This window comes from Sphaerospermopsis kisseleviana CS-549 (assembly GCF_028329225.1).
GTDB classification, from domain to species: domain Bacteria; phylum Cyanobacteriota; class Cyanobacteriia; order Cyanobacteriales; family Nostocaceae; genus Sphaerospermopsis; species Sphaerospermopsis kisseleviana.
This window is the reverse complement of the sequence record NZ_JAQMTI010000300.1, coordinates 1-5,288: the sequence shown is the minus strand read 5'-3', so window position 1 is coordinate 5,288 and position 5,288 is coordinate 1. Positions and strand designations below refer to the sequence as shown.

Below are 5,288 nucleotides of genomic sequence, written 5' to 3'. Positions count from 1 at the left end.
GTCACCAGTCACCAGTCACCAGTCACCAGTCACCAGTCACCAGTCACCAGTCACCAGTCACCAGTCACCAGTCACCTACCTTCCCCATTGAAAAATAGCTGCACCCCAGGTTAAACCAGCGCCAAAACCAGAGGTAGCAATGATATCATTTGGTTTAATTTTTCCTTCCCTTACTGCTTCATCTAATGCGAGGGGAATAGAAGCAGCAGAGGTGTTACCATAATGGGCAACGTTACTGATTACTTTATGTTCAGGAATATTTAACCGATCAGCTACAGAGTTAATAATCCGCTGATTTGCTTGATGTAAAATCAGCCAATCTATTTGATCTACGCTGAGATGAGCTTCAAATAAAGCTTTATCTATGACTTCTGGAACTTTCTGAACAGCAAAACGATATACTTCTTTACCGTTCATGGTGATGGGGTGATAAGTGCCTGTAGGTACATGAATATCTGGACTAACCTGTTTTGTAGTGCCTTGATAACCCAGGTTGAGATAGTGATTTTGACTACCATCGCTTTTCAGGGAAAATCCTAATAGGCGATCGCTCTTATTTGCTTGCAATACCACGGCCCCAGCACCATCGCCAAACAGCACACAAGTGCGCCGATCTTGCCAATCTACCCAACGAGAGAGGATATCTCCGCCTATCAACAGTACATTTTGATAAACTCCTGTTCTAATATATTGGGCTGCTGTCACCAGTCCAAACACAAACCCCGAACAGGCTGCAGTTAAATCAAAGGCTACTGCTTTAATTGCTCCTAATTCAGCTTGAATGCGACAAGCATTGCCAAACAAATCATCTGGGGTAGAAGTTGCCAGCAAAATTAAATCAATATCTTCTGGTTTAATTCCCGCGGATGCGATCGCCTGTTTACTAGCATCCGTGGCTAATGTAGTCAATGATTCCGGCGGTAATGCTAACTGCCGTTGACTAATTCCTGTTCTTGTGGTAATCCACTCATCTGAAGTTTCTACCAGTTGAGTCAAAGTCTCGTTATCCAAGGAAGTAGCTGGTACAGCCGAACCACTTCCTGTAATTGCTATACCTTGATTGAATAAATTCTGCACTCCTAAATCTCCCCAGTTGTCAATTGTCAGTTGTCAGTTGTCCAGAAGCAGTCAGCAGTCAGCAGTCAGCAGTCAGCAGTCAGCAAACCCCATTCATGAATGACTATGACTAATGACAAATGACTATGGAATTTATACCAGATCAGGCTATTCGCTTTCGCTTTGTAAAAGTTGATATTGTGACTGTAGTCTTTGCAATACCTGATTGTCTACAGCTTCTTTAGCCATGCGAATAGCACTAAAAATAGAAGGTGCTTCAGAACTACCATGACCGATGAAACAAATTCCATTTACGCCTAATAGTAATGCACCACCATGTTCTGCGTGATCCATGCGCTGTTTAACGCGTTTGAGGTTGGGTTTTAAAATTGCTGTGCCAATTTGGCCTCGAATCCCCTGGGGTAGTTCTTCCCGCAGAATTTGTAAAATTACACCCCCTACTGCTTCAGCAAATTTTAATAACACATTACCGACAAAGCCATCACAGACAATAACATCAAATTCACCTGATAATACATCACGTCCTTCCGCATTACCACTAAAATTTATTTGGGTATTTTCCCGTAATAATTGATGGGCGCGAAGGGCTGCTTCGTTACCTTTGGTGTCTTCTTCACCGATATTTAATAATCCTATTTTGGGTTCAGGCATTCCCAAAACATACTGACTATAAATTGAACCCATGACTGCAAACTGCTCTAAAAATTTAGGGCGACAGTCTACATTTGCACCAACATCCAGTATTAATACTGGCTTACCTGCTTTAATGGTGGGAAATACTGTGCCTATGGCTGGACGATCAATTCCTGGTAATCTGCCTAAACGTAGTAAAGCTGAGGCCATTGCTGCCCCAGAGTGACCAGCAGAAAATACTGCATCTGCTTGTTTGTTTTTAACCAAGTCCATTGCTACGTTGATGGAAGCCTTACGCTTTTTTCTAACTGCGTTCAAAGGCTCATCATCCATTGCGATCGCTTCCTGTGCAGGAACAATCTCTAATCCTACCATATTGGTTTTTGGCGGTATCACAGCTTCGATTTGTTGCTGATCACCCACCAACAAGATTTTCACACCCAATTCTTCTTTCGCTCGTAATGCGCCAGCGACGATTTCAGCGGGTGCGTAATCCCCTCCCATAGCGTCAATTGCGATGCTTACACCAGTCGATCCCATTGCTCCTAGCTCAAAGAAACCTTACAAATTTTATCAGATCGCAACACTCAACAATTAAAAATTCCCAAAAAAGACATGAAAAACTATAGCAGGAGGCAGAAGGCAGAAGGCAGGAGGTAAATATTTTTCCCCAGTCACCTGTCACCTGTTACCTGTCATCACGACAAGACTTTTATGCCTAACGGCACGCTATGCGAACAGCAACCCCTAAATAAATTTTAATTTCAAGGTATTAAAAATCTCTTATTTCTCATCTGCGTTCATTGATCATTTGCGTTTATCTGCGTTTAATATTCTGAGCATATAAAAAGGCTCTACCTTGGATCACACCCAAAGCAGAACCTTTAATAATTTACAGCAGATTACAGATCAATCTGGTACAGATTCTTACTTGAAACCTAGACAGAAAGAGAGTTTTACTCCTGACTCCTGACTCCTGTACGGGCGAAGCATTCGGGCGATAAATTATCAATTTTGATCCAAGGTTGTTTTCCGAATGCTTCGCCCCTACGACTCCTGACTCCTGCTGTATCAAACCGAAAAAACTAACTCAAAACCCAACTAACCAAAGTTCTCACCCCGAAACCGGTAGCACCAGCACCGTTATAGCCATTTTCCTTATCAGCCCAAACTGGACCGGCAATATCCAGGTGCGCCCAAGGAGTATCCTTAACAAACTGCTTCAAAAACAAAGCAGCAGTAATAGAACCACCGTAGCGAGGTCCGGTATTTTTCATGTCCGCAATACCCGATTTTAACCCTTCAAAATACTTTTCTTCCATCGGCATCCGCCAAATTTTCTCACCTGCGGTTTCTGAAGCGGTTTGTAGTTGGGAAGCTACTGTATCATCAGGTGTAAATAAACCAGCGATATCATCACCCAAAGCCACCACACAAGCACCTGTGAGAGTCGCCAAGTCAACGATCGCATCTAAACCCAACTTATCCGCATACACCAAAGCATCAGCCAAGGTTAAACGCCCTTCAGCGTCTGTATTGTTGACTTCGATTGTTTTGCCATTTGATGCGGTTAAGATGTCTCCTGGGTGCATTGCCTTACCGCTAATCATATTTTCGGTGACGGCTGAGATAAAGTGAACCTCTACATCTGGCTTTAGCTGCCCGATCGCTTTTGCAGCGCCTAAAGTTGCCGCAGCGCCACCCATGTCAATTTTCATGGTTTCAATACCGCTACCAGCGCCTTTAATGTTTAAACCACCGGAGTCGAAAGTTAAACCTTTACCAATAATCGCTAATTTGCGTCTGGGTGTAGTAGCTGGTTTGTAAGTGAGGTGAATAAATTTAGGTGGTAATTCAGAAGCTTGGGCTACTCCTAAATATGCCCCCATACCTAATTTTTCACAATCTTCTTTTTCCAAAATTTGTAATTCTAAACCGTGTTCCTGAGCTATTGCTTGGGCAGTTTCTGCCATTGTAATCGGTGTCACAGCGTTAGCTGGGGCGGCTACTAACTGCCTTGCTAAAATTACCCCAGAAACAATTTGTTCTGCACGGGTAATAGCCGCTTCTTGTCCAGCTAAACCCAATAAATCAATAGTTTCGATGTTGGGATTTTTATCTTCTGGTTCAGATTTAAAGCGAGTATCTTGATATAGTGCCAGTTGTGTGCCTTCTGCGATCGCTTGGGCTGTGGCTGCTGGATCGTTGTTGTAAACTGGTAAACTAACTGCCAGAGTTTTGGTTTTTTGCTTTTTGGCAGTGCGAGCGACAGCAGCAGCAACACGGCGTAAAGTTTCTAATTTCAAAGCATCCGGTTTTCCCAAACCTACCAAAATCACCTTCCGCACGGGATGACTAGCACCTAAGCGAATAACGACAGTGCTATGAGATTTACCTGTAAATTCTTCTTCGGCAATGATTTCTTTGACAATTCCGCCGCATTTCTCGTCTAGAGTCGCTAAATCGCCTGTTAACTCTACTGCGTCTTCAAATAAGCCAACTGCTAAGGTATCACCAGTCCAATCTAATAAAGCTGTATTTGTAGGTTGAATCGTCATTTTTGTAATGTTCTGTAAACCTTCCTTACTTGTACCAGTATTGCTCAAAATTTCCAGCGTGTGGGAACTCCTGTTAAGATAATCCCTATTAGGGATTGTTTACCTACTTAGTAGCATGACTGTATTTTAAAGATTCTACAAATTCATGATCTTTCAAAATCTTATACAAATTCACATCTTCCTCTAATAAACAAGCATGACCACTATCAGGTAAGATTAATTTCTTAGGATTAGGTAAAATCTGATCTAACCGTTCCACTTCACTCACAGAAGGTAACAAGCGATCGCTCCCTCCAGCTATTAATAATACCTCTTGCTTTAATTTTTGCAATCTTTCCTCTTCAACTTGAAACTCCCGCAACAATGACAACCGCCAATTTACCGTTTCTGCGGGTAAAGAACGCATGGTTCTCAGCAGTTCATGGCGAATACTACTAGACATCCGTGATAAAGATGCTAAAAATGGTAGTAATCCTAATGCACCAATATCATAAAACCAAGATGGCACAAAGTCAGTCAGTTGAGATAAAGAATTGAGCCAAGGACGTAATTGAAAGGCTGAAGCAGGATTAATTAAAATAATACGTTTGAATAATTGTGGTGATTGGGTAGCGACTTTCATAGCTAAACAACCCCCAAAAGACTCACCACACAGGTAAACAGGACGATGACAACTTCTTTCTAATTCTGCGTGAATTAAGTCTAAAACATTATTGGTTAACACCTCCCAGGTGGTGAGGTCTTGTCTGGGGATCGCTAAACAACGGACATCAAAACCCAATTCTAAGCCAGCAGTTTGCGATCGCAACATTTGACCAGTTCCATCCATTCCTGGTAAATAGACAAACAGGGGATACTCTGGTTGTACTCTTTTGGGAGTCAGGAAACAAGGTTTAAGTTCAATGTTTGTCATTTTGCCCGTGTGTCTCTATCTATTTGACCTTGTTTAACTGTACCGTTTCACTGCGAATTATGGGGACTGGTGACTGGTGACTGGGGACTGGGGACTGGGGACTGGGG

4 protein-coding genes are annotated in these 5,288 nt (G+C 42.5%); all 4 read right to left on the bottom strand.

Going from position 1 to position 5,288, the window contains the following annotated elements:
• Positions 1–75 precede the first annotated feature (75 nt).
• Positions 76–1,077, bottom strand: coding sequence for a beta-ketoacyl-ACP synthase III (locus tag PN497_RS23355; protein ID WP_096566742.1), 1,002 nt, complete (start codon positions 1,075–1,077; stop codon positions 76–78).
• Positions 1,078–1,224: 147 nt separating this feature from the next.
• The gene (plsX, locus tag PN497_RS23350; protein WP_096566740.1) at positions 1,225–2,250 is read right to left on the bottom strand and encodes a phosphate acyltransferase PlsX; all 1,026 of its coding nucleotides are present in this window, start codon (positions 2,248–2,250) and stop codon (positions 1,225–1,227) included.
• 545 nt (positions 2,251–2,795) lie between these two features.
• Positions 2,796–4,268: a leucyl aminopeptidase gene (locus PN497_RS23345; protein WP_096566738.1), complete on the bottom strand. Its 1,473-nt coding sequence runs from the start codon at positions 4,266–4,268 to the stop codon at positions 2,796–2,798.
• Between the two features lie 103 nt (positions 4,269–4,371).
• On the bottom strand, positions 4,372–5,181 hold the full coding sequence (locus tag PN497_RS23340) for an alpha/beta fold hydrolase (protein ID WP_096566736.1): 810 nt from the start codon (positions 5,179–5,181) through the stop codon (positions 4,372–4,374).
• Positions 5,182–5,288: the final 107 nt, after the last annotated feature.